The sequence below is a fragment of the Hyalangium ruber genome (assembly GCF_034259325.1).
Taxonomy (GTDB): domain Bacteria; phylum Myxococcota; class Myxococcia; order Myxococcales; family Myxococcaceae; genus Hyalangium_A; species Hyalangium_A rubrum.
In genome coordinates this window covers 18,072-42,222 of sequence record NZ_JAXIVS010000024.1, presented here as the reverse complement: position 1 = coordinate 42,222, position 24,151 = coordinate 18,072, and the positions used below count along the sequence as shown (strand labels likewise).

At 67.8% G+C, this 24,151-nt stretch carries 19 protein-coding genes; 11 read left to right on the top strand and 8 right to left on the bottom strand.

Annotation, left to right across the window (positions count from 1 at the left end; translation table 11 throughout):
• Positions 1-2: 2 nt before the first annotated feature.
• Positions 3-926 carry a class I fructose-bisphosphate aldolase gene (locus tag SYV04_RS41135; protein WP_321551576.1) on the bottom strand — a complete coding sequence of 308 codons (924 nt, stop codon included), beginning with the start codon at positions 924-926 and terminating at the stop codon, positions 3-5.
• 300 nt (positions 927-1,226) lie between these two features.
• Between SYV04_RS41135 and SYV04_RS41130 the strand changes: the two genes are divergently transcribed.
• Both SYV04_RS41130 and SYV04_RS41125 read left to right on the top strand, forming a co-directional pair.
• Positions 1,227-2,750: a TolC family protein gene (locus SYV04_RS41130; protein ID WP_422724025.1), complete on the top strand. Its 1,524-nt coding sequence runs from the start codon at positions 1,227-1,229 to the stop codon at positions 2,748-2,750.
• 63 nt (positions 2,751-2,813) lie between these two features.
• Positions 2,814-3,386 carry an MlaC/ttg2D family ABC transporter substrate-binding protein gene (locus SYV04_RS41125; protein ID WP_321551574.1) on the top strand — a complete coding sequence of 191 codons (573 nt, stop codon included), beginning with the start codon at positions 2,814-2,816 and terminating at the stop codon, positions 3,384-3,386.
• A gap of 13 nt (positions 3,387-3,399) precedes the next feature.
• Here SYV04_RS41125 and SYV04_RS41120 read toward each other — a convergent pair whose 3' ends face one another.
• Genes SYV04_RS41120 through SYV04_RS41110 form a run of 3 tightly spaced genes read right to left on the bottom strand, consistent with a single transcriptional unit; the run spans position 3,400 to position 7,149 of the window.
• Entirely contained in the window at positions 3,400-4,398 is a 999-nt protein-coding gene (locus tag SYV04_RS41120) for an NAD-dependent epimerase/dehydratase family protein (protein ID WP_321551573.1), read from the bottom strand.
• A 15-nt stretch (positions 4,399-4,413) separates the two neighbouring features.
• Entirely contained in the window at positions 4,414-5,592 is a 1,179-nt protein-coding gene (locus SYV04_RS41115) for an N-acetyltransferase (RefSeq protein WP_321551572.1), read from the bottom strand.
• Positions 5,593-5,598: 6 nt separating this feature from the next.
• Complete coding sequence (locus SYV04_RS41110) at positions 5,599-7,149, bottom strand: aminotransferase class I/II-fold pyridoxal phosphate-dependent enzyme (RefSeq protein ID WP_321551571.1); 1,551 nt, start codon at positions 7,147-7,149, stop codon at positions 5,599-5,601.
• A 359-nt stretch (positions 7,150-7,508) separates the two neighbouring features.
• Between SYV04_RS41110 and SYV04_RS41105 the strand changes: the two genes are divergently transcribed.
• Genes SYV04_RS41105 through SYV04_RS41090 form a run of 4 tightly spaced genes read left to right on the top strand, consistent with a single transcriptional unit; the run spans position 7,509 to position 14,116 of the window.
• Complete coding sequence (locus tag SYV04_RS41105; protein WP_321551570.1) at positions 7,509-9,965, top strand: efflux RND transporter permease subunit; 2,457 nt, start codon at positions 7,509-7,511, stop codon at positions 9,963-9,965.
• Positions 9,962-10,918, top strand: coding sequence for a phosphatase PAP2 family protein (locus SYV04_RS41100; RefSeq protein ID WP_321551569.1), 957 nt, complete (start codon positions 9,962-9,964; stop codon positions 10,916-10,918). The genes SYV04_RS41105 and SYV04_RS41100 overlap by 4 nt, the downstream gene beginning before the upstream one ends.
• Before the next feature lie 40 nt (positions 10,919-10,958).
• Entirely contained in the window at positions 10,959-12,152 is a 1,194-nt protein-coding gene (locus tag SYV04_RS41095) for an aminotransferase class I/II-fold pyridoxal phosphate-dependent enzyme (RefSeq protein WP_321551568.1), read from the top strand.
• Positions 12,153-12,208: 56 nt separating this feature from the next.
• On the top strand, positions 12,209-14,116 hold the full coding sequence (locus SYV04_RS41090) for an acyl-CoA mutase large subunit family protein (protein WP_321551567.1): 1,908 nt from the start codon (positions 12,209-12,211) through the stop codon (positions 14,114-14,116).
• 72 nt (positions 14,117-14,188) lie between these two features.
• On the opposite strand, the gene SYV04_RS41085 is transcribed toward SYV04_RS41090, so the two are convergent.
• Both SYV04_RS41085 and SYV04_RS41080 read right to left on the bottom strand, forming a co-directional pair.
• Positions 14,189-15,592, bottom strand: a complete 1,404-nt coding sequence (locus tag SYV04_RS41085; protein WP_321551566.1) for a Gfo/Idh/MocA family oxidoreductase — start codon at positions 15,590-15,592, stop codon at positions 14,189-14,191.
• The gene (locus SYV04_RS41080) at positions 15,589-17,850 is read right to left on the bottom strand and encodes a nucleoside monophosphate kinase (RefSeq protein WP_321551565.1); all 2,262 of its coding nucleotides are present in this window, start codon (positions 17,848-17,850) and stop codon (positions 15,589-15,591) included. Before SYV04_RS41080 ends, SYV04_RS41085 begins: the two co-directional genes overlap by 4 nt.
• 62 nt (positions 17,851-17,912) lie before the next feature.
• Between SYV04_RS41080 and SYV04_RS41075 the strand changes: the two genes are divergently transcribed.
• Genes SYV04_RS41075 through SYV04_RS41065 form a run of 3 tightly spaced genes read left to right on the top strand, consistent with a single transcriptional unit; the run spans position 17,913 to position 19,994 of the window.
• Positions 17,913-18,641 carry a class I SAM-dependent methyltransferase gene (locus SYV04_RS41075; protein ID WP_321551564.1) on the top strand — a complete coding sequence of 243 codons (729 nt, stop codon included), beginning with the start codon at positions 17,913-17,915 and terminating at the stop codon, positions 18,639-18,641.
• On the top strand, positions 18,634-19,038 hold the full coding sequence (locus tag SYV04_RS41070) for a coenzyme B12-dependent isobutyryl CoA mutase small subunit (protein WP_321551563.1): 405 nt from the start codon (positions 18,634-18,636) through the stop codon (positions 19,036-19,038). The genes SYV04_RS41075 and SYV04_RS41070 overlap by 8 nt, the downstream gene beginning before the upstream one ends.
• Positions 19,005-19,994: a hydroxymethylglutaryl-CoA lyase gene (locus SYV04_RS41065; RefSeq protein ID WP_321551562.1), complete on the top strand. Its 990-nt coding sequence runs from the start codon at positions 19,005-19,007 to the stop codon at positions 19,992-19,994. Before SYV04_RS41070 ends, SYV04_RS41065 begins: the two co-directional genes overlap by 34 nt.
• Positions 19,995-20,000: 6 nt before the next feature.
• On the opposite strand, the gene SYV04_RS41060 is transcribed toward SYV04_RS41065, so the two are convergent.
• Positions 20,001-20,639: a prepilin-type N-terminal cleavage/methylation domain-containing protein gene (locus tag SYV04_RS41060; RefSeq protein WP_321551561.1), complete on the bottom strand. Its 639-nt coding sequence runs from the start codon at positions 20,637-20,639 to the stop codon at positions 20,001-20,003.
• 168 nt (positions 20,640-20,807) lie between these two features.
• Complete coding sequence (locus SYV04_RS41055; RefSeq protein ID WP_321551560.1) at positions 20,808-21,584, bottom strand: dienelactone hydrolase family protein; 777 nt, start codon at positions 21,582-21,584, stop codon at positions 20,808-20,810.
• Between the two features lie 126 nt (positions 21,585-21,710).
• Between SYV04_RS41055 and SYV04_RS41050 the strand changes: the two genes are divergently transcribed.
• Together SYV04_RS41050 and SYV04_RS41045 are read left to right on the top strand one after the other, a co-directional pair.
• Positions 21,711-23,105 carry an NADase-type glycan-binding domain-containing protein gene (locus SYV04_RS41050; protein ID WP_321551559.1) on the top strand — a complete coding sequence of 465 codons (1,395 nt, stop codon included), beginning with the start codon at positions 21,711-21,713 and terminating at the stop codon, positions 23,103-23,105.
• Positions 23,102-24,151: a hypothetical protein gene (locus SYV04_RS41045; RefSeq protein ID WP_321551558.1), complete on the top strand. Its 1,050-nt coding sequence runs from the start codon at positions 23,102-23,104 to the stop codon at positions 24,149-24,151. The genes SYV04_RS41050 and SYV04_RS41045 overlap by 4 nt, the downstream gene beginning before the upstream one ends.

Sequence of the window (24,151 nt, the reverse complement as noted above, 5' to 3'; positions counted from 1 at the left end):
GCCTACGCCTTACCGGCGAAGACGTTCATCACGTCCTTGAGCAGCTTGATGGACTCGTCGCGCGGACGCTGGAAGGCGTTGCGGCCCATGATGGAGCCGAAGCCGCCACCCTGGTGGATCTGCTTGATCTCCGCCAGCAGGTCCTCGGTGGTCTTGGACTCGCCGCCCGAGAAGATGACGATGCGCTTGCCGTTGAACGCCGAGCGCACCACCTCGCGCACGCGGTCGGCCATCGTCTTGGTGGCGATGCCGGCCTTCTCGAAGGCCTTCTTGGCCTCGGGCTGCTCGAGGAAGTCCTGCGGCGGCTTCACCTTGATGATGTGGGCGCCGAGCTGGGCGCTGATCTGCGCCGCGTAGGCAATCACGTCGATGCCCGTCTCACCCTCCTTGGACAGGGCGCCGCGGGGGTAGGCCCAGAGGACGGTGGGCAGGCCGTAGGACTTGGCCTCGGCAATGATGTCGCGCAGATCCTGGTACTGCTCGTTGCGAGCGCCCGAGCCCGGGTAGATGGTGTAACCCACGGCCACGCAGCCCAGCCGCACCGCGTCCTTCACGGAGGACGTCACCGCGGACATGGGGTTGGGCACCTTGGCCAGCGTGTCCGAGTTGTTCACCTTGAGGATGAGGGGAATCTCACCCGCGAGCTTGCCGGCGACGGCCTCCAGGAAGCCGAGCGGCGCCGCGTAGGCGTTGCAGCCCGAGTCGATGGCGAGCTGGGCGTGGTAGTCGGGATCGTACCCGGCCGGGTTGGGCCCGAAGGAGCGGGCCGGGCCGTGCTCGAAGCCCTGGTCCACCGGGAGGATGACCAGCTTGCCGGTGCCGGCCAGGGTGCCGGTGTTGAGCAGGCGGGCCAGGTTGGTGAGCGTGCCCGGGCTGTCGGAGGGGTACCACGAGAGGATCTGCTTTACGCGATCGGTATACGCCATGAGGCTCCTCGGGTTTCAGGGACCCGGCCTCCCCGGCCGGGCCAGTCGAAAACGGCGCGGATTGTGCTTCTGGCGTAGCAGCGCGCCAAGGAGTTCCCGCGAAAAAGTGTCAGCACCCGTACGGGAGCGGGGGGCGGAAGTCAGAAGCGCAAAGAAGCGATGACGGAGCCCCCGCGAAGATGGATGCTGCGCCGCCGCGGTCCGTTCGAGCTGAGGGGGCCGCGAATGAGGCCATCGGTGAAACGGACACTGCTGGGACAAGTCGTGGGAGTGGGGCTGGCGCTGGCTGCAGGAAGGGCGATGGGGCAGAGCGCGCCAGGAGTGGCGCCCGCCGCGCCGGCTCCCGTGCCCGGAGCTTCGAGCCCTGGGGCGGCACAGCCGACACCCGCTCCAGCGACTCCGGGGACAGACGCGCCAACGAGGGGCGTGACGCCGGATGCCCAGGGAGAAGCGGGCCAGCAGGCTACCCAGCAGCCTACGGGCGTCCCGAGCACGAAGGGCCCAGCCGCCTCGAAAGAGGAGCCCCTCACGCTCGAGCAACTGGTGGAGCGGGCGCGCCGCACGGACGCCCGGGTGGAAGAGTCGGAGGCCGAGCTGCGCCGACTCCAGGCGCTCCAGCGCCAGGCCCACTGGGCGTGGTTCCCCAAGTTCGAGACGGTGGTGGGCTTCGGAGGCCCCATCCCCGAGGCGCGCAATGACGGGCTCGGAGGGCCTCCCACCACGGAGGCCTCGCTGGAGGGAGACTGGAACTTCGGTGAGCTGGGGGTGACGTTCCGCGCGGAGGCCAATGCGCTGCTGCCGCTCTACACCTTCGGCAAGCTCACGGCGCTGGAGAAGGCGGGAGACCAAGGGCCTCTCATCGGCGCGGCGCTGAGGGAGCGCGCCAAGGACGAAGCGGGCTTCCAGGCCGCGCAGGCCTTCTACGGGTATCAACTGGCGCACGCCGGCCTCGTCCAACTGGGCGATGTGGAGAAGCAGTTGGAGAACGCGGGCAAGCGCATCAACGATCTGCTCGAGGAGGAGTCCGAGCAGGTGTCCAAGGTGGACACATACAAGGTGAACTTCTTCCGGCAGGTGGTGGCGGCACGCCGCAGCGAGGCCCGGCAGGGGCAAGCGTTGGCGCTGGCGGCCATCCGGATGCTGTCGGGCGCCAAGCCCGAGGAGCCGCTGGAGATCGCCGAGGTGGACCTGCCGCTGGAGGAGGGGGAGTTCACTCCTCCTTCGCTGGAGAAGGCGCTGGCGCTGGCCGAGCAGTACCGGCCCGAACTGGGCGCCATCCAGGCCGGCATTGCCGCACGCGAACAGGAGGTCATCATCCGCGAGCGCGCCTACTACCCGGACCTGGGGCTCGTGGGCTTCGCGAGGTTCATCCACACCACCAACGCCACGCCTCAGCGCTCCCCGTTTGCCTTCGATCCTTATAACGAGGCCAGCGCGGGCGTCGGCTTCGCCGCGCGCGGGACGTTCGACATCCCGATCAAGAACGCGCAGGCCGATCAGGCCCGCGCCGAGCTCGACAAGCTCAAGGCCCAGCAGCGGCTGCTCCAGGCCGCCATCCGCCTGGAGGTGACGAAGACGCACGGCGACCTCATGACCGCCATCGAGCGCGCCCGGGCCCTCACCGAGGCGGAGAAGAACGCCAAGCGCTGGTCCACCGCCGCCTATGCCGCCTTCGATCTGGGCACTGGCGACACTCGCGAACTGGTGGACTCCTTCACCGCGTTCGCCCAGGCCTCGGGCGACAAGGCGAAGAGCTGGCATGACGTGCGTGTGGGAATAGCGGCCCTGGACCGCGTCACCGGCACGCCTCCTGCAAGCCGTTGAATAACGGGCCACCTTGGCCTGTCGACTCAAGCGACACGACACTCATCCGGAGACTCGCACACGATGCTCGCAACCCTGCTTACCGCCACGCTGCTCGCCGCTGCCACGCCGGGACCGTTGGACGTCGTCAAGTCCGGCAACACGGATGTTCAGAAGGCGGCCTCGGCGCCGGGCGCCACCGTTGAACAACTCGCTACTGTTGTTGAGAAGTTCGTCGACTTCGAGGAGCTCGCCAAGCGCGCCCTCGGGAAGGAGTGGGACAAGCGCACTCCCGCGGAGCAGAAGGACTTCGCCGACACCATGAAGGGCCTGCTCCGGGCCTCCTACGCGCAGAAGGCCATCGGCCAGGCCAATGCCGATGTGAAGTACGGCAAGGAGACCGTCGAGGGCGCCGAAGCCACCGTCAACACCACCCTCGCGGTGAAGAAGGACCAGATCCCCGTTGACTACAAGCTCTACAAAACGGGGAAGGGCAACTGGCGCATCTACGACGTCGTCACCGACGAGGTGTCCCTGGTGGAGACGTACCGGGGCCAGTTCCGCAAGCTGCTAGCCGACAAGGGCTTCGATGGCTTGCTCTCCACCTTGAAGAGCAAGCGGGCGCAGCTGGAGAAGTCGTCCGCCACCACCAAGTAGCAGCGGGCCGGGGTCAGCGTCGCAGCTCGGGGTAGTCCGAGAGGGCGCTGACCAGTCCCTGGGCGAGCGGGATCGCGGGCGTGAAGCCCAGCTCCCGCGCTGCCCTATCCGTCGAGCAGGTCCACGCCGGGCACCGCATCTCGCGGACCTTGTCCCGGCTGAGCATCGGAACCGTGCCACGCACGCGCGCGGCCAGCTCCGAGCCCAAACCCACGACATAGCTGACAGTCTCGGGCACCGGCACCACCGCGGGCGGAGAGCGTCCCAGGGCCTGCGACAGCGTCACGCAGAAGTCCTCCCAGGCGTACTCGGTGCCGTCGGACACCGTGTACACACCGGCGGAGGGGTCCTGCTTGCTCAGCGTCTGGCCCCGCTCGGCCGCCGCGAGCAGCGCGGTACACAGATCGTCCACATGGATGAGCGAGTAGTGCTTGGGGCCGAAGCCGCTCTTGAGCACCAGCCCCAGCCGCGCCATGGGCAGCAGGGAGGGGAGGAACTCCTGATCCCCCGGCCCGTAGACGATGGGCGGGCGCAGGATGAGGCTGGGCACGCGGTCGGCGAACTCCCGCAGCGCCTGCTCTCCGCCCAGCTTGCTGCGGCCGTAGAGCGAGACGGGGGCGGGGATCTCCTCCTCGCGCCGGGGACGTCCCGGAACGGAGGGGCCCGCGGCCGCCAGGGAGGAGCAGTAGACGAGCCGGGGCGGGGTGGGCAGCTCCGCCAGGGCCTTCGCCAGCCGACGGGTGCCCTCGGCGTTGCCCTGGAAGTAGCCCTCCGAGTCCTTGGACTTGGTGACACCGGCCAGGTGCAGCACGCAGTCCACGCCGCGCGCGGCCTCGGCGAGCCCCTCACCGGTGAGCAGATCGCCCGGGGCGAAACGGGCGCCAAGCTTCTCCAGCGCCCCGCGCTTGGACGTCTTGCGCACGAGCACGGTGAGCGTGTCTCCGCGCTCGATGATGCGGCTGGCAAGGCGCTGACCGATGAAGCCGGTGCCGCCCGTGAGGAGGAAATGCACGGTGACTCTCCTTGATTAGAGCGGACGCTGGTAGATGCGGTGGGTCTTGGAGCGCTGGCCACCCATGGACTCGATGGCCCGGTTCACGAGGTGGTTGTCCTCGAGCGTCCAGGAGATCTCTCCGCCCTCGTAGCCGAGCTGCTTCGCGGTGCGCAGGGTGTCCAGGTACAGGATGGCGTCCAGGCCGCGGCGGCGGTAGCCCTCCTTGATGCCCAGGGTGATGAGGCGCAGCCGGCGGATCTTCTTCGAAGCCAGCACCAGCTTCACCAGGCCGATGGGCAGCCCGAAGGTCGTCAGGCGCCCGTTGGCGGCCTTGATGGCCGAGTTCGCGTCCGGAATGGTCATCGAGAAGGCCACGGGCTCGCCCTTGACCTCCGCGATGAGCAGCAGCTCCGGCCGGACGATCTGCTTCATCTCCCGCGCCAGGTGATCGAACTCGCGGTCCGTCATGGGGACGAAGCCCCAGTTCTTCTCCCAGGCCGCGTTGTAGATCGTCTTGATGAGGGCGACTTCCTCCTCGAACTTCTTCAGATCCACCGAGCGCACGGTGATGCCCTCGCGCTGGCGGATCTTCTCGGCGATGCGGACCACCTTCTCCGGCGGCTGGGCCGACGAGGACAGCTCGAAGGCCCACAGATCCTTGGCCTTGGTGAAGCCGTTCGCCTCGATGAGCGAGGCGTAGTAGGGCGGGTTGTACGTCGTCATGATCGCCGGGGGCGTGTTGAACCCGTCCACCAGCAGGCCGCACTCCTGGTTGGTGGAGAAGTTCATCGGCCCGATCACCGAGTCGAAGCCGCGGGCGCGCAACCACTGCGACGCGGCATCGAACAGGGCACGGGCCACCCCCGCGTCATTGACGCACTCGAACAGGCCGAAGAAGCCGTGGTTCGTCTCGTGGAACTGGTTGAAGTGCGGATCCTTCACCGCCGCGATCCGCCCCACCACCTCACCGCCCCTCCGCGCGAGGAACAGCTCCACCTCTCCGAACTCGAAGAAGGGGTTCTTGCGCGGATCGATGAAGTCCTTTTGCGCCATCTCCAGCGGCGGCACCCAGTTCGGGTCGCCCTGGTAGATCGGGTAGGCCATGCGGACGAACGCGGTCTTGTCCGCGCTGCTCCGAACGGGCGCCACCGCCACATCCGAGGGGAGTGGGGGCAGGGAAGGGGTGGAAGACGGCTCGGCGGGGAGGGCCATGTGCGGCTAGTTCCTTTCGGCCTGGGAGCCGTTGCTGTCCTGGCCGTTGCGCATGAAGAAGTGGGCGCCCTTCTCCAGGATCTTCCCACCCAGCTCGCCGCGCTTCTCCCACAGCTTCAGCGAGGCACCGCCCAGCTTGCGCAGGTCCGCCGGCTGCAGGTTGGCGGCGCGCCACGTCAGGTGCTCCACCGCGTCGAAGAGCTTGCCGGCCATCTCGCGAGAGGACATGCGCGAGAGCTGATCCAGCGTGAAGCCCTTGGCCGCGAGCTCGCCCGCGCTGGCCGCCGCCCACTTGTCCGAGGCCTTGTTGGAGCGCACGCCCGAGCCCGGCCGGGCGATCTGCACCTTCTCGTACGAGGTGGGCCGCGTCTCGGGGATGACCTCCATGCGCCGGCCGATCTTCTCGAAGGTGTCCAGCACCCGGTCCAGCTGCGCGTCGGTGTGCGTGGCCATGAAGCTGGTGCGGATGAGCGCGTGGCCCGCCTCCACCGCCGGCGGAATCACCGGGTTGGCGAACACGCCCGCCTCGTGCAGCGCCTTCCAGAAGCGGAAGCACTTCACCTGCTCGCCGATATGCACCGGCACCACCGGCGTCACCGACACGCCCGTGTCGAAGCCCATGGCGCGGAAGCCGTTGTGCATCTTCTCCGCGATGTCCAGCAGGCGCGCGCGCCGCTCCGGCTCCGCCTCGATGATCTCCAGCGCCTTGAGCGCCGAGGCGATCGACGCCGGCGTCATGGACGCCGAGAAGATGACCGAGCGCGCCTTGTGGCGGATGTAGTTGATGACCTCGAAGGGCCCGGCCAGCACACCGCCCAGCGACGCGAAGCTCTTGGAGAACGTGCCCATCACCAGGTCCGTCTCCGCCTCCAGCCCGAAGTACTCGGGCACGCCGCGGCCCTTCTCGCCCAGCACGCCCATGGAGTGGGCGTCATCCGTCATTACCCGCGCGTTGTACTTCTTGGCCAGCTCGACGATGCGGGGCAGGTTGCACAGGTCGCCCTCCATCGAGAAGACGCCGTCGGTGACGATGATCTTGCCCGCGTCGGGCTCGGCCGCCGCCAGCAGCTGCTCCAGGTGGTCAACGTCGTTGTGGCGGAACTTGCGCTCGGTGGCGAAGCCCAGCCGGATGCCGTCCACCAGCGAGGCGTGGTTCTGCCGATCCGTGAAGACGATGTCGTGCCGGCCCAGAATGGACGAGAGCGCCAGGTTCGTCTGGAAACCGGTGGAGATGACGAGCGCGGACTCGCGGTTGAGGAACTTGGCCAGCTTCGTCTCGAGCTCCTCGTGCAGCGCCAGGGTGCCGTTGAGCAGGCGCGAGCCGGAGCACGTGGTGCCGAACTTCTCCACCGCCTTGATGGCCGCCTCGCGTACGCGCGGGTCGGCCGACAGGCCCAGGTAGTTGTTCGAGCCCACCATGATGACCCGACGACCTTCGATCTCCACCTCGGTGGCCCCGTGCGAGGCCTCGATGGAGCGGAAGTAGGGGTAGAGGCCAGTGGCCTTCGCGATGCGGAAGTCCTTCCAGTTGCTGCACTTGTCGAAGACGTCGCTCATGGTGGTCCTTCTGTCTGCGTCGGGGGATCCGGGAACAGACCCGGGGCGCGCACATTGCAGGGCGCGTTCCGGCCTGCCGCACCCATGTGTGCTGCGTGCGACCTTCTCGGGGCGACGCGGGGGCGTGAATAAAGAGGGTTTCCAGGACTGTCAAGGCGCCAACTTTCGATACCATGGCAATCGTGTCAGGGGGGTGACTCGGAAAATCGGCGTCTTGCGCGCCAACCCCCTGGAAGTCTTGCCCCCCACTGGATTTAGGCGCGAGAGCCTGACAGGAATGTGGCCGAAAGTTTGCTTCATGCGGCCTATAGCGGGGGAGCCCGGTGCAGATGTGGCGTCAGCAGGGGTTCAGTCGATTCATGCGGTTAGCGCTGACCCGCCCCTGGCGGGTGCTGGCCGCGTTCCTGGTTTTGGGGGTCGGCGGCGGGCTGTTGGCGTCGCGGCTGGAGTTCCGTGGCTCCTTCGTGGAACTGCTGCCCGAGGGGGCGCGCGAAGTTCAGGATCTGACACGCGTGTCGCAGAAGGCGGGGGGTGACGGGTACCTGGTGCTGCGCGCCCGGGGGGCCGCTCCCGACGCGCTACGGGCCTTCGCGGTGGAGCTTCAGGGCCGGCTGGAGGCGCTGCCCAACGTCCGCTACGTCGAGCACCGCTATGACGTGGGCTTCTTCAAGCGCCACGGTCTGTTGCTGATGCCGACCGAGCAGCTGCGCGCGCTGTACGCCGAACTCTCGGCGCGGCTTCGCTACGAGCGGCAACAGGTCAACCCCTTCTACGTGGAGCTGGTGAAGACGCAGCCTCCGCCGAGCTTCGATGAGATCAAGGCTAAGTACACGGCGGCCCCGCCGGTGAAGGAGTACCTGGCCTCGGCGGACGGCTCCGAGGTGTACCTGATGATCAAGCCGGCCGGGACGGCCGGAGACCTGGGCTTCGCGCGCCAGTTCGTGGAGGAGGCCAAGGCAGTCGCCGCGACGGTGGCCAAGGGCTACCCGGGTGTGGAGGTGGACGCGACGGGCAACTTCCAGAGCCGCATCGAGGAGGACGCGGTGATGCGGCAGGACCTGGCTCGCTCTGGCCTGTTGTCGGCGCTGCTGGCGGCGGGGCTCATTCTGTTGGCCACGCGGAGGCTGTCGGCGCTGGCGGTGGTGGGGCTGCCGGTGATGGTGGGCGTCATCCTCACGTTCGCCTTCGCGCAGCTGGCCATCGGGCACCTGAACGTGGTGACGGGCTTCCTGGTGGCCATCCTCATCGGCCTGGGCATCGAGTACGGCGTGCATCTGTCCATGCGCTACTGGGAGGAGCGCCAGCGCCAGGACGTGCCCGAGGCGCTCGCGGCGGCGGTGCGCGGCACCTTCGCAGGCGCCATCACCTCGGCTGTCACCAACGCGGCCGCCTTCTTCGTGCTGATGTTCGCGCAGTTCCACGCCTTCAATCAGTTCGGCCTGCTGGCCGGCATGGGCGTGCTGCTGGCGGTGCTCGTCACGTACGGGCTGGGGCCGTCGCTGCTGGCCATCGCCGAGCGTCTGCGCCCGAACCGCGCGCGGGCCGCCACCGTGTCCGAGGGGGCGCGTCCCAGCACGCCGGAGCGCTCTGGCAGGCGCTGGCCCACGCCCATCATCAGCGGCGTCGCCCTGGCGGTGCTGGCCTTCGCGAGCTTCTCCGCCATCGTCTCGCCCCAGCTCGGTTTCGAGACGGACATGCGCAAGCTCAAGGGGGACTCGCCCTCCTCGCGCCTGGACGATCACATCACCACGCAGCTCGGTGCGCCCCTCAACCCGGCCATCCTCCTGGTGAAGGATCTGGAGGAGGCGCGGGTGGTGCGCGACCTCATCTCCGAGGTCCAGGCTCGGCACGGCGCCGACTCCGTGTTCCTGCGCTCCACCTCGCTCGTGGATCTGCTCCCCAGCGATCTGGAGAACCGGCAGAAGGAGCTCCAGCGCCTGCGCGAACTGGTGGCCAACGTCCCCGAGTCGTTCGACGACGATCCGCGCCTGACGGTCTTCAAGTACCTGCTGAAGGCCCAGCCGTATGGCTTGAACGAGCTACCGGTGGAGGCGCGCCGGCGCTTCGAGGCGCTGGATGGGCAGGGGATGTTCCTGCTGCTGTTCCCCTCGGTGTCCAACTACGACACGCGGGATCTGCACCGCTGGGCCGCGCAGCTCGATGAGGTGGTGGAGGGGGCGCGGGGGCGGAACATCGATCTGTCGGTGCTCGACAGCAACCGCATCGCCTCGCGCATCTTCGCGCTGGTGCGGGGAGATGGGCCCTTCATCCTCGGCGCGGCGGCGGTGGTGGTGTTCCTGGCCATCTTCGCCAGCCTGCGCAGCCTGAAGCGCGCGCTGCTGGTGGCGGGGCCGCTGTTCCTCGGCATGGTGTGCCTCGCTGGGGGCATGTACCTGTTCGACGTGCAGCTCAACTTCATCAACGCGGTGGTGTTGCCCAACCTGCTGGCCATCGCGGTGGACAACTCCGTACACCTCTTCCACCGCTATGAAGAGGAGGGGCCGGGCTCACTGGGCAAGGTGGTGCGACACACAGGCCTGGCCGCCGTGGTGGCCACGCTGTCCAACGCCGCGGGCTACGGCGCCTTGCTGGTGGCCAGCCACCAGGGCCTGCGCTCCATTGGACAGATTGCGCTCCTAGGGGTCGTGTGCACCTTTCTGGGAACAACAATCTTCTTCCCGGCGCTGCTGGCGCTGATTGAGCGGTGGAAGGCACGAGGGGTAGAGGGGGCAGGGGAGGGAGCGGTGGTTCGAAGCCTGGAGATCGACGCGACACGTGCGCATGGGGAGGCCGCCGAGGAGCGGAAGTCGGCATGAGTCCCTGGTCGCTCGACAGCTTGAGATGGCTCGAACGCGGGCGAAAGGTGCGCCTGCGAGGCGCGGACCTCGTCCTCATCGCCGCCTGCTCGCTCGCTGCCCTGTTGCTCCTGGGACCGGCGCGCTGGGCGCCTGGAGCGCTGAAGTCCGCGCTGGCCTTTGGCCTCTTCGCCCTCGGGCTGCTGGGGCTTCGCACGGTGCAGGCCACGTGGCCGCGTTTCCGGCCCGTGAAGTGGGTGGCGGACTTCTGGCTGCTGCCCGTGGCGGGCTTGGGCCACGATCTGCTCAACCCGCTGGTGGATGCCCTCAACCCCGTGCTCCGGGACGCGCAGCTTGCCCAGTTGGAGGCGCGGCTGTTCGGCGTTCAGGTGTCCGTCCACGTCTCGAACGCGGTGCCGCCGTGGCTCCATGACGTGCTGATGCTCTGCTACTACGGCCACTTCGTGTGGGCCGTGGCGCTGGGCGTGGTGCTGTACCTCCAAAGGCGCACCACGGCTTTCGATGAGCTCATCCTGGGCCTCAGCCTCTTCTTCACCCTGAACTACGCCGGCTATGCGCTGGTGCCCGCGATCGGCCCCCGGTTCTTCCTCCTGGATGCCTTCCCGGGGCCCCTCACCGGGCCGCTGCTCACCCCGCTGCTGGATTCGCTGATGCGCCTGCCCGCCTTCACCCGGGATTGCTTCCCCTCGGGCCACACCGGGACGACGCTGCTGCTGTTCTTCTATGCGTGGCGGTTCGCGCGGCGCTTCTTCTGGGTGATGCTGCTGCCCGGCCTGGGCCTCATCGTCGCGACGCTCTCGGGGCGCTTCCACTACGCCACGGACCTCGTGGTCGTGCTGCCCGTGGTGGTGCTGGTGGCGGGGCTCTCGGTGGCCCTGTCGCGGGTGGGGAGCCGCCGCCGGAGCTTCGCAACCGAGCGTTCCGTCGCCATGAACGCTATCGTGCGCCCCTAGCGCCGGCCGCTCCTCCACCGCCGGCTCCAGGAGTCTCCCCATGAGCCGGTCTCCCGCCGCGGAACGCGTCTCCCGCTTCGGCACCACGGTCTTCTCCGAGTTCAGCGCGCTCGCCCTGAAACACGGGGCGGTGAACCTGGGGCAGGGCTTCCCCGACTTCGACGGCCCGGAGGCGGTGAAGGAGGCCGCCCAGCGCGCCATCCGCGACGGCGTCAACCAGTACGCCATGGGCATGGGGGCCAAGGACCTGCGCCAGGCCATCGCCGAGCACGCCGCGCGCTTCTACGGCCAGCAGGTGAACCCGGACACCATGGTCACCGTCACCAGCGGTGCCACCGAGGCCATCCTCGACGTCATCCTCGGGCTGGTGGATCCCGGCGACGAGGTGGTGGCGTTCGAGCCCTTCTACGACTCCTACGACGCGAACATCACCTTCGTCGGGGCCAAGGCGCGCTACGTGCCGCTGCGGCCGCCGGACGCCCAGCACGCCACGTGGTGGTTCGACCGCGAGGAGGTCCGCGCGGCGTTCGGTCCTCGCACGCGGCTGCTCATCCTCAACACGCCGCACAACCCCACTGGCAAGGTCTTCACCCGCGAGGAATTGGAGTTCCTCGGAGGCCTGTGCGCGGAGCATGACGTGAAGGTGCTCTCGGACGAGGTGTACGAGCACATCGTCTTCGCGCCAGCCCGACACGTGCGCCCCTCCACCGTGCCCGTGCTAGCGGACCGGACCGTCACCGTGAGCAGCATGGGCAAGACGTTCAGCCTCACCGGGTGGAAGATCGGCTGGGTCATCGCGCCGCCTTCGCTCCGTGACGCGGTGCAGCGCGCACACCAGTTCGTGACATTCGCCACCGCCTCGCCGTTGCAGGTGGCCACCGCCGCCGCACTGCGTCTACCGGACAGCTACTTCCAGGAGCTGGCGACGCAGTACCTGGCCCGGCGTGAGAAGCTGCTGCGCGGGCTCAAGGAGGCGGGGCTTCCGGCGCACGCTCCCGAGGGGAGCTACTTCATCCTGACGAACATCTCCCACCTGGGCTTTCCAGACGACATGGCTTTCTGTCGGCACCTGGTGACGCAGGTGGGCGTGGCGGCCATTCCCCCCAGCGTCTTCTATTCCCCGGAGCACCGGCACCTGGGCCAAGGCTTCGCGCGCTTCGCCTTCTGCAAGACGGACGGGGTGCTGGACGAGGGCGTCCGCCGCCTGCGTGAAGGGCTCACGAAGCACCGCTAACAGCCGGAGTCCGCTCGGCTTGCGACCCCTGGGTGCGGGTGCTACATCCCCGCGCCATGCCTGCGCGCACTTCCTCCAAGACCGTCGCTCGCTCCATCTCCACGAAGTCCTCCAAGAAGGCCGTTGCCCCGCCGAAGAAGGCAGGCAAGCCCTCGAAGCTCGCCAAGGCCGGCAAGGCGGTGGCCAAAGCCAGCAAGGCGGTGGCCAAGGCTGGCAAAGCGGTGGCCAAGGCCAGCAAGGCCGTGGTGAAGAAGGCCGCACCGAAGAAGAAGGCTCCCGCGCTGAAGGCCTATGACGCGGCGGCGGTGAAGGCCACGGCGAAGGCCTCGGAGAAGTGGGCGAAGGAGGAGCTCGCTCAGATCACCTCGAAGATGCCGCTGCGGCGCAAGCAGTTCGTCACCGACTCGGGCATTCCGATCCCGGACCTGACGACGCTGGCCGACCGCAAGGACGAGCAGCTCGAGCGGATCGGGCTGCCGGGACAGTTCCCGTTCACCCGCGGCACGCAGCCGACCATGTACCGCGGTCGGCTCTGGACGATGCGCCAGTTCGCCGGCTTCGGGACTCCGGCCGATACGAACAAGCGCTTCAAGTACCTCATCAGCCACGGCATGACGGGCCTGTCCACGGCCTTCGATATGCCGGCGCTGATGGGCTACGACGCGGACCACTCCATGAGCCGCGGCGAGGTGGGCAAGGAGGGCGTGGCCATCTCCTCGCTGCGTGACTTCGAGATCCTCTTCGACGGGATCCAGCTGGACAAGGTCACCACGTCGATGACGATCAACGCGAGCGCGATCGTGGCGCTCTGCATGTACATCGCGGTGGGCGAGAAGCAGGGCATTCCGATGTCGAAGCTGGCGGGCACCATCCAGAACGACATGCTCAAGGAGTACATCGCGCAGAAGGAGTGGATCGTCGCTCCTCGGCCGGCCGTGCGCATCGTCACGGACATGATCGAGTTCTGCACGAAGAACATGCCCAAGTGGTACCCGGTGTCGATCAGCGGCTACCACATCCGCGAGGCGGGGGCGACGGCGGTGCAGGAGCTGGCCTTCACGCTGGCCGACGGCATCGGCTACGTGGAGGAGTGCGTGAAGCGCGGCATGGACGTGGACGCGTTCGCTCCGCAGCTGAGCTTCTTCTGGGACGTGCATAACGACTTCTTCGAGGAGATCGCCAAGTTCCGCGCCGCGCGGCGCATCTGGGCGAACGTGCTGCGCTACCGGTTCGGGGCGAAGAACCCGCGCTCGTGGCAGCTCAAGACGCACGCGCAGACGGCGGGCGTGTCGCTGACGGCGCAGCAGCCGTACAACAACGTGGTGCGCACGGCGCTGCAGGCGATGGCGGCGGTGCTGGGCGGCACGCAGTCGCTGCACACCAACTCGCTGGATGAGACGTACGCGCTGCCGACGGAGGAGTCGGTGACGATCGCGCTGCGCACGCAGCAGCTGATCGCGCACGAGTCGGGAGTGGACCGGGTGGTGGACCCGCTGGCGGGCAGCTACTACGTGGAGTACCTCACCGACGAGATGGAGAAGCGGGCGATGGAGTACATCCGCCGCATCGACGAGATGGGCGGCATCATCCGCGCGGTGGAGGAGCAGTACCCGCAGAAGGAGATCGGCGAGAGCGCCTACCGCTTCCAGCGCGAGGTGGAGCAGGGCGATCGGCTGATCGTGGGCGTGAACGCGTTCAAGTCGGAGAAGGACGCGCCGATCGAGCTGCTGCACATCGACGACAAGGTGGCCGAGGAGCAGAAGGCGCGCCTGGCGCAGGTGAAGGCGGAGCGGAACAACGAGGCGGTGCAGGCGGCGCTGGCGAAGGTGGAAGCGGCGGCGCGGGGCACCGACAACATGATGCCGCCGGTGCTCGAGGCGGTGAAGGCCTACGCCACGCTGGGCGAGATCTGCGACGTGTTCCGCAAGGTCTGGGGCCAGTACCGCGAAGGCGGGGCGTTCTAGGCTCCTTCGGGCGCACTTCAGCTAAACCTGTCTGGTTGTCAGACAGGTTTGCTCAGTGCCCCACCGAGGGGCTCAGTCCTTCCAGGGCAGGGTGCAGACCGAGAGCGCCTCGGTCTGCCGCCCGTGGATGGCCTGGTAGATGCGGGAGAGCCAGAGGTTGGTCCGGCGGTGGTCTTCCAGCTCGGAGCCGCTCGGACGCCCTTCCACGAACGTCTCCAGCAGGTCCATGCGCGCCTGCTCATTATGGCCCTGGCGCTGGGCCGCTTTGCCGAACTCGAGCTTCTCGAAGCTGGTGCCTCCCACCACGTCCGAGTTTCGGAACACGTGGACGTCGAAGTGGTCGAGGTGCCCCGGGCCGTAGGGAAATTGCTCCCGTCGGTCCCGTACCTCGTAGGCCTGGTAGGAATGGACCTGGAGGTTGAGCAACGGCCCCACTTGCAGGTTCAGTCGCTCGTGCCGCACTCTCCCGGCTCCCTTGTAGAGGTCGACGGGTGGAGCCGGTGATGCGCGGCGGGAGAAGGAGTTCTGCAACAACTGGAGGGAGAGCAGGGTGCGGACGTGCCCCTCCGAGAGGATGCGTCCCATAAGCATCAGGTCCATCTCCCCGTGGTTCTCGACGGATGGGACCGGCTTGGGCGCGCTCCCTGCTCCGAACAGTCGCTCGTAGCGACCGTCCAGCAGCGCCAGGAAGTCACTCGGCTGGAACGTCTGGACCTGGAACTCCAGGGAGCTTGGCGCGGAGCTCAGGCGGTCGTTGCTCTCCAACAGCCAGGAGGCCAGGTCCACGAAGTGGTAGCCCGAATGCAACAGCTTGCCGGTTCGGTACTTGTAGGCGTGGTGCTCGCGGTCCCACTCGTCCGGCATCACCCACATGCCGTCGGCGTGGTAGCTGTCCAGGAAGGAGATCGGCACTCCGAACTCCTGGAGGAAGCCGTCCAGGTAGCGCTTGATGAAGGTGTAGCCCGGATGCACCCGGCGCTGGGCCTGCACCACGAGTCGCGCCTTCGAGGCCGCCAGCGCTCGGGAGATGTCCTCGAAGTCACTCCACAGTTCCTGGGCGACCTCCGCTGTGTTCGTGGCGGTGGCCGGAGCCGTGATGGGCTTGTCCAACAGCACATGGACGTCGTTGCTCAGCGCCCACAGCACGTAGCCCTTATGCGCTCGGGGCTCGGTGGAGATCACCACTCCGTCCAGCTTCCCGGCGGACCTTAGCGTGGCGAGCTGCGCGGTGACCGTTTCGGGCAGGCGCCCGGGCTCGGTGCTGGGCTCTGTCAGGAGGAGTTGGTCCGGCGTCACCCGGCGCTGGTCGAGGAAGCCTTGCACCGCAGTGCTGTTGTCGTGCAAGTCCACCACCGCGCTGATGCGCAGGCGTCCCTGGAGCGCGGCTTCCTCCAGCCATGGGTAGTAGACGCGGCGGGCGTGCCAGCCCAGGCCGATGATCGCGATATGGCGGATGGGCTCGTGGGAAGGGCTCACACCAGGAACCTGCGGAGATCGGTGAAGAACTTCAGACGCTCCCGGTCGATGGCGCCCTGACTGGCGACTTCGAGGAAGCGTTCCGCCCACGGCGCACCCAGGTTGTGCTGCACGGACCAGTGGGCCAGGGCGATGTCCCAATAACGGTCCCCTAAGCTGACCCCTGAGAGATCCAGGGCTCCGATGAACGCGCCGCGGTCATCCACCCGGAAGTTGGGCAGGCAGGGATCTCCGTGGAGGAATACTCGTGGCCCCTCTGGCAGTGCCCGCGCAGCGCTCTCGATGCGCTCGAGTTCCTGGGTGAGTTCGGCGGTGTTGTTCAGGGTGAGGCCATACTTGGCGGTGAAATTGCGCAGCGGCACCTCGCCTCGGGTGAGGCGCTCCCGCGCGCGTCGCAGCAGGGCCGCTATGGAATGGTCGGTAAGCCCCTCGGTCACCGGTAGCGCGTGGAACTGTCCCAGTGCCCAAGCCAGATTGCGCACGAGCGCGTCGCGCTCTGTGTCCTGGGTGAACGCCTGAGCGGCGCGCTTGGCGGAGGTCCCGGGGAGTTCCTCGGTGACGAAGGCCGTCACGTCCCCTCCGATCGTGAAGAGGCCTCGGCAGGTGGGCACGCTCAGCCCGAGTCGACGGGCGCTCGCGGACTGGAGGAAGCGGGCTTCGGTGCTCAGCGGTGCTCCCCAGGGGGGTGCCAGCTTGAGGTAGAGCGCGGGCCCGGATGGGGGCTCGTACCGGAACACCAGGGAGTCCGGGCGGGATGCGCGGTTCACTCCGTCGCTTGTCGCGTTGGCCAACAGCTCGGACAGGGCAGGGGGGAAGAGGGGAGTGGCTTCTTCCAGGAGCCTCCGAGACAAAGCATGGAGGATGGCGCGCGTTACCTCTTCGGGCGGCCCGTTGGCGTCCACCTCCACCGCCACCCCGCGCTTGGCGTAGTGCTCCAGGAGCGGCACCGTGTCCCGCTCCCAGTCCACCATTCGCGCGTTCACTGACTCCGGCGCGTCCTCGGGCCGCTTGACGGCCTGTGCCGGCTGGCTCGATGGCGCGTGCTTCGCATGGAAGGGTTGTCCCGTGGCCGGATCGATGGTTCGCCCCTGCAGGCGCTCCTCCCGCACGCGCTCGTCTACGCGCAGGTACACCGCCGCGAGCAACAGCCAGCGGCTGCCCTCCAGGAAGTTGGACTGGGAGCGCATGCGCGGGAAGCCGTCGATCAGCACCCCGCGTGAGAGACCGAGGCCCTCGATCTGCTTCTCGACCATCTCCAGGCCCAGGGCATCCGGCAGCCACCCGCCCGGTCTCCGCTGGGCCCCTGTCGCTCCGAAGGCCGCATCCTGCAGCGCCGTTCGCTTCCTCCGGAACTCCTGGATGCGCGCGCCCAGCTCCGTGCCCTGTGCCAACTCGCGCCGGACGCAGTGCCCGAAGTCCAGCCCCGTGAACCCCAGCGCCTCCGAGACCTGGCGAAGCTGGGTGCTCTTCCCCGCGCCCGGAGGCCCCAGCAGCACCACGCACCGGTGCATCTCCGGACTGCGCCCGAAGAGCGTGGCGCTCGCGGGCACCGGCTCCCGCTCGTAGAAGATGTCCGTGCGGATGATGTACTTCGGCCGCTGGCACCGCACCGGAGAGAGCCCCGAGTGCCTCGGGCTCAGCGGTCCGTAATGGTGGAACACCAGCGCCGTTCCCGCCGCCGGCCGGACGCGCACCTCCCGTGCATCCTCGTCCCCCGGCAGCATGTTGTCCCGCGTCTGTCCCCCCGGGAAGAAGACCGTGTCTCCCTCCTCGAAGTCCTCGTTCAGATAGAGGATGACGCTCAGCAGCGAGCGGCTGTCCCGCCCCAACTCGTACCCCGTGTCGAAGTGCGGGAAGAACTCTTCGCCCTCCGAGTAGCGGTTCATCCTCCAGCGCTCGTTCGGAAAGCGGCTGCCCTCCAACAACCGCCACCTGCCCGCCGCGCTCACGTCGATCGACTCCAGGTGAGGCCGCATCCGCGACGCCAGCGTGGAGACCAGCTCCGGGTGCGCCTCGTACAGCAACCGCATGTTCGTCCGGATGGGGGGCCCCGAACGCCGGCTCTTCTTCGGCGCGTACCCCAGCGCCTCCGTGGCCGCGATCAGCTGCTCGCACTCCTCTCGCGAGAGCACCGGCGCCAACAGGTACGCTCCCGGCACTCCCTCCACCGGCTGGAGCGAGCAGGTGCGATCCGTGAGCCCGGGATCGAACTCGACCGGACACTTCTCACTCGTGCGCAGCAGGGGCGAGCCAGCCATACCTCTAGACTCTAACGACTTATGATGACTCCTGGACTCCCCTCGAACCCCTCCCAGGCCCCGTGAGCTTCTTCGGTGAGCTGTACCTGCGCAGCACGCTGCCCTTCCTCGCCCCCGAGGTGACGACGCGCGAGGTAGCCTACCTGCAGCGTTGTTTCTCGGGCCTCGCCCCCTCCGGTCCCATCGTCGATCTCGGCTGCGGACACGGTCGCCACGCCGCTCCCCTGAATACCTCCGGGCCCTTGGCCGGGCGCGTCATCGGCCTCGAGCTCGACGCGTACTCCCTGTCCCACCGAGCCCCCGGTTTTCCCGCCGTCCGGGGGGACCTCCGCGCCCTCCCGTTCCAGCCTCGCTCGTTGGCCGGCGCTTATGCCTGGTACTCAACGCTCTTCGCCTTCTCGGACATGGAGCACCGCGTCATCCTCCAGGAGATCGCTCGGTGTCTGAAGCCCGGAGGACTCCTGGTCCTCCAGACCGTCCCCTACGAGCGACTGAGCGAGCAGCCAAGCGCCGCCTTCCAGCGTTCCCTGCCCGATGGCAGCCAGTTGGAGGAGGAGAGCCGCTTCGATTCCGCTACCGGCCGGGACCACGGCCGCCGCCAGCTCACACTGCCAGATGGGCGAGTGCTATCAGGGGCTTACGCCATCCGTTACTATCCTCTTGCGGAATTGGTCCAACTGTTGGAATCGACGGGCCTCGCGCCGAAGTGGGTACACGGCGGCCTGGCAGGCGAGCCGCTATCGTCCGCCTCGACGGACCTCATCGTGGGAGCTGAGCTGCGACATGGTTGAGAGGAAGCTTCGAATTCTGGTGGCCAAGCCGGGCCTGGATGGGCACGACCGCGGTGCGAAGATCATCGCGCGGGCCTTGCGCGACGCGGGTATGGAGGTCATCTACACAGGGCTGCACCAGACGCCCGAGATGATCGTCAACGCCGCCATCCAGGAGGACGTCGACGCGATCGGCATGTCCATCATGTCCGGCGCGCACATGACGCTCTTTCCCGCCGTCATCGACCTGCTCAAGGGCAGCAAGGCCGAGGACATCCGGGTGTTCGGCGGAGGCATCATCCCGGACGACGACATTCCCAAACTCAAGGGCCTGGGGGTGACGGAGATCTTCACCCCGGGGAGCTCGACGCAGGACATCGTCAAGTGGATTCGAACGAACATTCCCAATCGCGCATAAGCGCCTGGCTCGGCAGCCTCCCCCGGAAGGTCGACGTCTACGAGGTCGGCCCTCGGGATGGCTTGCAGAACGAGCTGCGCACGCTGCCCACCCGGGACAAGGCGCGCCTGATCGAAGCGCTGGTCGCCTCGGGCGAGAAGCGCATCGAGGTGACGTCGTTCGTGTCACCCAAGTGGATCCCCCAGCTCGCGGACGCCGAGGAGCTCTTGCGCCTGGTCGGCCGCAAGGAGGGCGTCGTGTTCTCCGCGCTGGTGCCCAACCTCAAGGGCCTGCAGCGGGCACGAGAGGCCGGCCTTCAAGAGGCGGCGATCTTCATCTCCGCCTCCGAGGCCCACTCCAAGAAGAACATCAACAAGACGATCGCCGAGGCGATCGAGTCCTCGCGCGAGGTGGTGACGGCGGCCACCCAGGCGGGGATGCGCGTGCGCGGCTACCTGTCCACGGTGTGGGGCTGCCCGTACGAGGGCCACGTGCCGGTGGAGCGGGTGGTCGACGTCTGCCGCAAGCTGGTGGACATGGGCATCTACCAGCTCAGCCTGGGGGACACGATCGGCGTGGGCACGCCCCGGCAGACCGAGGAGATCCTCTCCGGGCTGCTCAAGTACATCCCCGTGGAGAAGCTGGCGCTGCACATGCACGACACGCGCGGCACGGCGCTGGCCAACGCGCTGGTGGGCCTGTCGGCGGGCGTCACCACGTTCGACGCCAGCATCGGCGGGCTGGGCGGCTGCCCCTACGCTCCGGGCGCGGCGGGCAACCTCGCCACGGAGGATGCCGTCTTCATGTTCCACGGCATGGGCGTGGAGACGGGCATCAACATGGACAAGCTCGTCGAGGCGGGCGAGCTGGCCCAGGAGCTCATCGGCCGCAAGCTCGCCGGCAAGTTCCTGCAGGCGGCGCTGGGCGAGCGCGAGAAGCGGGCGCGCCGGGCTCACGCCCAGAGCGCCCCGCGCTGAGCGGGCTCAGTGGCACCCGTTGTCGGCGTTGGTCTGGTACGGCTCTCCCGCGGGGACCAGATCGGGGGGCGAGTTGCCGTCCGTGCAGAGCCCATACATCTCGCCGTCCGCGGAGGAGATGATCCAGGTGTCGGCCCAGTCGATCGGGTTGTCGTCCAGATCTCCGGCGGCCGCTGCGAGGTAGTCCCAGTTCGTGTCCGATCCGAAGACGCCCGGCTCGGTGCCCATACCGTTCACGATGGCGTCATGCTCCCAGGTGACGGCGGCAATGGGCATGGGCGCGAAGGTGTTGGGGAAGCCGGTATGGTGGAACGTGTCCACCCCGATGCACTCGTCCATCGCGTTCACGACCGCATACTGCGCGCTGCGATCCTCGTAGGCCGCGCACGTACTGGAGAGGTGGTAGCTGTAGCGGTTGCGCCGCTTCGGATCGAAGCCCGGCACGTGGATGGAGGTGGGCTTGAGCTGCTGCATGCTCATGCTCGCGTGCAGGCCCTTGAGGTTCTTGATCGCCTCGAACGCACGGGCACGCTTCTCGGCTCGGAAGAAGTTCGGCAGGCTGATGGCGGCCAGGACACTGCTCATGGCCACCACGATCAGCACTTCGGCGAGGGTGAAGCCGCGGCATCGGACATGCTTCGTCATCTGCGCTCCGTGGGGTAGGGGTTCGCGTAGCGCGTTCCCCCAAGGCACTCCACGTGCCAACCCCTGTCACCCGTGCAAGTCCGCGAAATCAGGAGCCTGTGCGCTCCAATGAGACTCCGAGTGACGACATTTGCGGGCACTGGCGACGAATCTTGTCCCTGAGCCCGCTCAGCCCCCGAAGGCCTCGGCGAAGAAGTCGTTCATCGCCTTGTAGGAGCGCTTGGCCACCTTGGGGTTGTACTGGAACTGGCCGGGCACATTGGCGTCCACGTCGGTGAAGCTGTGGACCGCGTTGCCGTAGGACACGAGCTGCCAGTCCGCCTTCGCCTTGCGCATCTCCTCCTGGAAGCCCGTCACCTCGGCGGCGGGGACGTATGGATCCTCGGCGCCGTGCAGCGCGAGCACCTTGGCGGTGATGCCCTTGGCGTCCGCCGCCATGGGCGCGTCCAGGCCGCCGTGGAAGGACACCACCCCGGCCACGTCCGAGCCGCTGCGCGCCAGCTCCAGCACGCTGGTGCCGCCGAAGCAGAACCCGATGGCCCCCAGCTTCTTGGCGTCGAGGCCCGCGGCCTTGCCCTCGCCGCGCAGCACCTCCAGCGCCTTGTTCACCCGCGCCCGCATGAGCTTGCGATCGCCCTTCACCGCGCCGGAGACCTTGCCCGCCTCATCCGTGTTCTTGGGCCGCACCGTCTGGCCGTACATGTCGGCGACGAAGAGGATGTAGCTCTTGCCAGCGATCTCCTCGGCCTGCTTCAGGTTGGGCGCGTTGATGCCCAGCCAGTTGGGCACCAGCACCAGGCCGGGACGGGACGTCTTCACCGCGTCGTCGTAGATCAACACGCCCTCGAGCTTCGTCCCCTCCAGCTCGTACTTCACCGGCTTCTGCACGGGCTTGGCCACCGCCGTCATCGCCATCAGCCCCACCAGCACGCTCAGGACTCGCATTGCGTCATGCTCCTTGTTTGGAATGCGGCGGGATGAGTGTTCGGTGCGCGCCCGGAGGTCAAGCGAATCCCTCCACACTCGGGGCGTGCTAGCCTTCCGTCCTCCACCCGACACGCAAGGCACCCCATGCGGCCCGTCCTGCTCGCTGTCCTGCTCCCGTCCCTCGCCGCCGCCGGCGACTTTCAGCGCCTGCACTCCGACCAGGCCACGGCCTCCAGCTTCCTCAAGAGCAACTGGAACAAGTACGAGGAGAACTACCACCCCAGCTACGTGCTCGATGACGATCCGAAGACCGCCTGGGTCGAGGGCGCCGAGGGGGACGGCATCGGTGAGTCGCTGACCATCCCCGTCTCGGATCTCAAGTCGGCGCGCGCCATCCGCCTCGTGCTCTTCAACGGCTACCAGAAGTCCCAAGGGCTGCTGACCGCCAACGCCGCGCCCAAGCAGCTCACCGTCACCGTGCGCGGCCCCGGCGGCGCCGAGTCCGCCAAGAAGCAGCTCACCCTGGAGCGCAAGCTGGGGCCCCAGTCCTTCGAGATCCCCGTCACGGGCGCCGTGTCCGAGGTGACGCTCACCATCGACAGCGTCCACGCGGGCTCGAAGTACAAGGACACCTGCGTCTCCGACGTCCAGGTCTTCGTCGACAGCGAGGTGCCGTACAACGCCGCCGTCGAGAAGGGGAAGCGCGCGGCGATGCTCCAGTGGAAGAAGGAGCGCCTCGATGCCGCCAAGTACTTCGCCAGCCTGCCGAAGACCTACCCCTTCGCCTCCACCACCTTCGAGTCCAAGTGGGACGACTCGAAGCTGATCTCCAAGCGCTACTCGCAGATGGTCGATGAGGACAAGGACGGCTACGCCGAGAAGGGCATCCCCGCGAAGGACTTCGTCCCGCTCAAGGAGCAGATCAAGAAGGGGAGCATCGCCGGGCCCCTGAGCGATGCGGACAAGGCCCTGATCAAGGAGCTCGACACGCTTGCCGCCGCTCCGCCCAAGGACGGCAAGTGGTACTCGCTCACCCAGAAGGGCCGCGCCGTCATGCCCGAGAACTTCCAGTTCTCCAACCTGATGACCCCGCTGTTCAACCTGAACGAGGCCACGCTCTTCGAGGCCAAGGGGCGCGGCTCGCTCAAGCCGAAGATGAACGATGACGAGGGCTACTATCAGGGCAAGGTGCTCTCGAACCTGCTGCTGCTCGAGGGCTCATCCGCCGATGTGAAGAAGGTGTACTTCACCCAGACGCACATCATCGCCGAGCGCACCACCGCCACCATCACCACCCATGCCATCGCGCTGCTGGAGGGCGGCAAGCTCCAGCGCATGGTGACGCTGGAGAGCATCGAGGACGAGATGGGCGGGACGACCGTGTCCGTGGGCGTGACGGTGCCCGCGTACACCAACGGCAAGGTGTCCCGCCTCGAGAGCACCGAAGTGGTGGACCGCCTGAACGAGTACGACGACGAGGGCTCCACGTCGGGGATCTCGGTGCAGAAGATGACGCTCGAGGCCGTGTCGCGCTCATGAGGTGGGGGGTACTCCTGGCGCTCGTGCTCGCCACGGCGGCGGGCGCCGAGTCCCCCTCGCCGTGGGACTTCGGGAGCTTCCTGGAGCCGGTCCGCGTGGCCGGCGCCTCGGCGGAGACGTGCGAGCCGTGCCACACCGAGGTCTTCGAGGCCTGGAGCCAGTCGCGCCACCGGCAGAGCCTCGACAACGCCGTGTTCCTCGATGGCTTCGCGGCCGAGCCCCACCCGCGCTGCGTGTACTGCCATGCCCCGCTGGAGGAGCAGGCGAAAGCGGCGCTGCGACGGCGCTCGGCGCTGGTTCGTGATCGCAACCTGGCCTCGGTGCCCCGGGCCTCGCTGGCCCACGAGGGCATCACCTGTGTGACGTGCCACGTGCGTGACGGCGTGGTGATGACGGCCAACCCCAAGCCTCCGGAGGCGGACCACCCCCTGCGCTCCGAGCCGAAGCTCGCCGACCCATTCTTCTGTGCGAACTGCCACGAGTTCCTCGGCCACGAGGTGGTGGACGGGAAGTCCTCGCTCACCGACGAGAAGATGCAGACGACCTGGACCGAGTGGCGCGACTGGCAGGCGCGCGGTGGACAGGGCACGTGCCAGAGCTGCCACATGCCTGGGAAGTCGCATGCGTTCCGAGGAGCGTATGACCTGGCCTTCCTCCGGGGCGCGCTCTCCGTGCGGCTGGAGCAGGTGCGTGGGCAGCTCATCGCGGTCCTCGAATCCAAGGGAGTCGGGCACGCCTTCCCCACGGGGGATGTGTTCCGCCACATGACGCTGTGGGCCGATGACAAACCCGCCGCGCGCTTCGGACAGACCTTCGAGATCACCGCCACGGAGGAGGGGACCTTCCAGGTGCGACGGACCGGGAACACGTCCTTGATGCCCTTCGAGCCCACGCGCGTGGTGCTGCCCGCGGGCACCCGGCGCGTTCGCGTCACGTACCACTACGCCGAGGACCGGCACGAGCGGCGCGGCACGGTCCCTCGGGATGAGCTCATCGTCGAGCTGGCGGCCCTGGATGTTCCCACCCCCAGCCCACGCAAGAGGTAG